Annotated in this window: 3 protein-coding genes and 1 pseudogene; 3 read left to right on the plus strand and 1 reads right to left on the minus strand. The window is 66.7% G+C overall.

Features of this window, described 5'->3' with window-relative positions; genetic code table 11:
- Positions 1–944: pseudogene (locus ACE3S9_RS17100) on the minus strand (hypothetical protein); the annotation flags it as partial.
- Between the two features lie 270 nt (positions 945–1,214).
- On the opposite strand from ACE3S9_RS17100, the gene fabI reads away from it, so the two are divergent.
- The 3 genes from fabI to ACE3S9_RS17115 all read left to right on the plus strand — a co-directional run.
- Positions 1,215–2,063, plus strand: coding sequence for an enoyl-ACP reductase FabI (fabI, locus tag ACE3S9_RS17105; protein ID WP_374547690.1), 849 nt, complete (start codon positions 1,215–1,217; stop codon positions 2,061–2,063).
- Between the two features lie 9 nt (positions 2,064–2,072).
- Entirely contained in the window at positions 2,073–2,678 is a 606-nt protein-coding gene (locus ACE3S9_RS17110) for a histidine phosphatase family protein (RefSeq protein WP_374547688.1), read from the plus strand.
- 175 nt (positions 2,679–2,853) lie between these two features.
- On the plus strand, positions 2,854–3,267 hold a 414-nt coding region (locus ACE3S9_RS17115; protein WP_374547689.1), incomplete at its 3' end, for a TetR/AcrR family transcriptional regulator.

Consider the following 3,267-nt stretch of genomic DNA (forward strand, 5'->3'; position numbering starts at 1 on the left):
GCGAACAGCGCGGCGAGGCGCCGCAGCAGGCGGTCGGCCGGGCCGAACGACCGCGCGCGGCGGTCCATCGAGCGTTCCGGCGCCGCGAAATTCAGGGAAAGCGGCAGCGGCTCGCGCAGTAGCGGCTCGAAGGCGCGGCGCAAGCGCGCGCCCTGGCGCCGCCATTCGCTGGCGCGGCGCATGAGATCGGGCTGCGATTCGAGCGCGGCCGCGACTTCCGCGCTCCGGCCTTCGTCGAGCAATTCGTCGACCAAACGATGCAGATCGCCTTCGGTGACGGGGGCGGACGTCCGTCGTCCCGCCCAGGGGCGGTCGACCCAAGGGCGATTGGCCAAAGCGACGCTGGCCCACGAAAGGCCGGCGCAGCGAATCGCGGCGAGATGGGAGCAGGCTTCGCCCGAAATCGCGCTCGCCAGCCGCGCCCTGGCGAAGGCCAGTCGCGCCAAAGCGCGCTCGGCCGGCATGTCCAGCACGGCGCCGGCCTGATCGTAATTGAGACGCTCCAGGGTGACGAGCGCGAGCAGGGCGCGCAAATCGAGATCGAGCCGGGGCAGCGCCCGCGCCTCGGGCGCCCAGGCGAAATGACGCGCCTCGCTTTCGGCCTCGCCAGCGTCTTCCTTGCGGCGGCCGCCTGATTCGAGTAATTGCGACGCCTTGCGCGCGAGCTGCTCGCGCGCCAGAATCGTTACGCGGCGAAACAAAGCGATCCGCAAGGCCATATCCTGGGCGTCGTCGCCGGCCTCGCTCGTCTTGCGGAAACCGGCGCGCCAGAAGCCGATCAAGGCGTCGTGGACCAGATCGTCGGCGTCCTGATCGACGCGCGCGGCCGCCTCGCCGGCGCCGCGCGACGCCGTCGGCAAGCGGCCCAGCAAAGCGTGAGCGTAACGCCGCAACCGCGGCGCCAGATCGACCGCATAGGATTCCGCGACGACATAGGAGTCCATCGTCTCGACCGTTCTTTCAGGCTTCCTCCCGGCGCTCGGCTGAGCCGAATCTTCCGGTCACTTTATATTAATGACTATTAAACTTTTCATCGCGACTTGAACATAGCCCGATCGGTTGTGCCCACAGCCGCGCGCGTTTCGGGCGGCGCGGCCGCCGCGCGCCGCGGCTCCAGGCGGCGGCCCGCGCCGCCCCCCGGCCTTAGGCCCCCTTGCCTCCGGCCCCGCACGGGGCTAAATGGCCGGACACCGAAGCTGGGATAGATGATGACGATGACAGAAGCGGAAGCCCCCGCCGTGAACCTGCAGACCGGCCCCCTGCGGGGCAAGCGCGGGCTGGTCATGGGGCTGGCCAATAATCGCTCGATCGCCTGGGGCATCGCCAAGGCGGCGCGGCAGGCCGGGGCGGAAATCGCGCTCACCTATCAGGGCGAACCGCTGGAGCGCCGCGTGCGGCCCCTGGCCGAGGAACTCGACGCGCTGGTTGTAGGCGAATGCGACGTCACGGATACGGCGTCGCTGGACCGGGTTTTCGCTGAGATCGAACGCGTCTGGGGCGGGCTCGATTTCGTCGTCCATTGCATCGCCTTTTCGGACAAGGACGAGCTGACCGGCCGTTATGTCGACACCAGCGAAGAGAATTTCAAAACCTCGCTGCTGATCTCCTGTTATTCCTTCACCGCCGTCGCCCAGCGCGCCGAAAAGCTGATGAACAATGGCGGCTCGCTGCTGACCCTGACCTATTACGGCGCCGAGAAATGGATGCCGCATTATAATGTCATGGGCGTGGCCAAGGCCGCGCTGGAGGCCAGCGTGCGCTATCTGGCGGCCGACCTCGGCGTCAAGGACATCCGCGTCAACGCTATTTCGGCGGGGCCGATCAAGACCCTGGCGGCCTCCGGCATCGGCGATTTCCGCTATATTCTCAAGTGGAACGAATATAACGCGCCGCTGCGCCGCACCGTGACCATCGATGAAGTGGGCGAAAGCGCGGTGTTCCTGCTGTCGCCGATGGGACGCGGCGTCACCGGCGAAATCCTGCATGTGGACGCCGGCTATCATATCGTCGGCATGAAGAACCCGAACGCGCCCGACATCGCCGACATCGTGAAGAAGTCCTGATTCGCCGCCATGTCCGCCGGACCGTCGCCGCGCCTCTATTTCCTGCGGCATGGCGAGACTGACTGGAACGCCGAAGGGCGCCTGCAGGGGCGCCAGGACATTCCGCTCAACGCCAAGGGCCGGGCGCAGGCCGTCCGCGCCGGCCGGACGCTCAAAAAGCTGCTGGCCTCGAGCGGCGCGCCGCCGGATCAGATCGCCTTCCAGTGCTCGCCGCTCGACCGGACGCGCGAAACGCTGGAAATCGCGCGGTTGGAGTTGGGCCTGCCGCGCGCGGGCGGCGCGTTCGATGAAAGGCTCATCGAATTCACCTTCGGGCGCTGGGAGGGCCTGACCTGGCCGGAGGTCTGCGCCCGCGATCCCGACCTCGCCCGGGCGCGCGAAACCGACAAGTGGAATTTCACCCCGCCCGGCGGCGAAAGCTATGCGCAACTGGCGGAGAGGCTGGAGCCCTGGCTGGCCGAGCAGGAGCGGCCGAGCGTGGTCATCTCCCATGGCGGCGTCGCCCGCGCGTTGATGGCCATGATCGGCGGCTTGAGCGAAGCGCGCGCGCCCACCGCCGACATCTGGCAAGGGCGGGTGCTGGTTTTTTCGCGAGATCGTTTCAATTGGATTTGACCGCGCGGCGCATGAGCGGCCGGCGGAGGGGGATGAGCCAACTGATTGCGTAGACTCGCGATCTCGGTTGAGCCCGTGGGTTTCCGGAAAGGCGAAAGCGAAGCGTCGCGGGCGCGCGACCCGATTGCCAATGGGGCGAAAGAGATTTAGCGACATTTCCATCGGGAGAAATGTCATGACGACGCGGAATAGAACCCGTCGCGGAATCTCCGCGCGAACGACGCCAGGGCGCCGGGATGCGCCGCAATTCGCCAATGGGCGTGAACGGGCGCTCGCGCCGATCGGCGAGGTCTTCCGGCGTTTCGGCTATGAAGCCGCGACCATGAGCATCCTGTCCCGCGAAACCGGCCTGGGACGATCCAGCCTTTATCATTATTTTCCTTCCGGAAAGCAGGAGATGGCGCTCGCCATTCTCGATCTCGCCGAGATCTTTCTTCGCGATGATCTGGTCATGCGGCTGGCGGGCGAAGGGTCTCTGAATGAGCGGACAGAACGGTTTATCGACCGCCTGAAGGATTATTATCACGGCGGCGCCGTGGGGTGCGTGTTCGCCAGCCTGACGCTGCATGACTGCCCTCCCGTGGTGGCA

Source organism: Rhodoblastus sp. (assembly GCF_041915505.1).
Lineage (GTDB): Bacteria > Pseudomonadota > Alphaproteobacteria > Rhizobiales > Beijerinckiaceae > Rhodoblastus.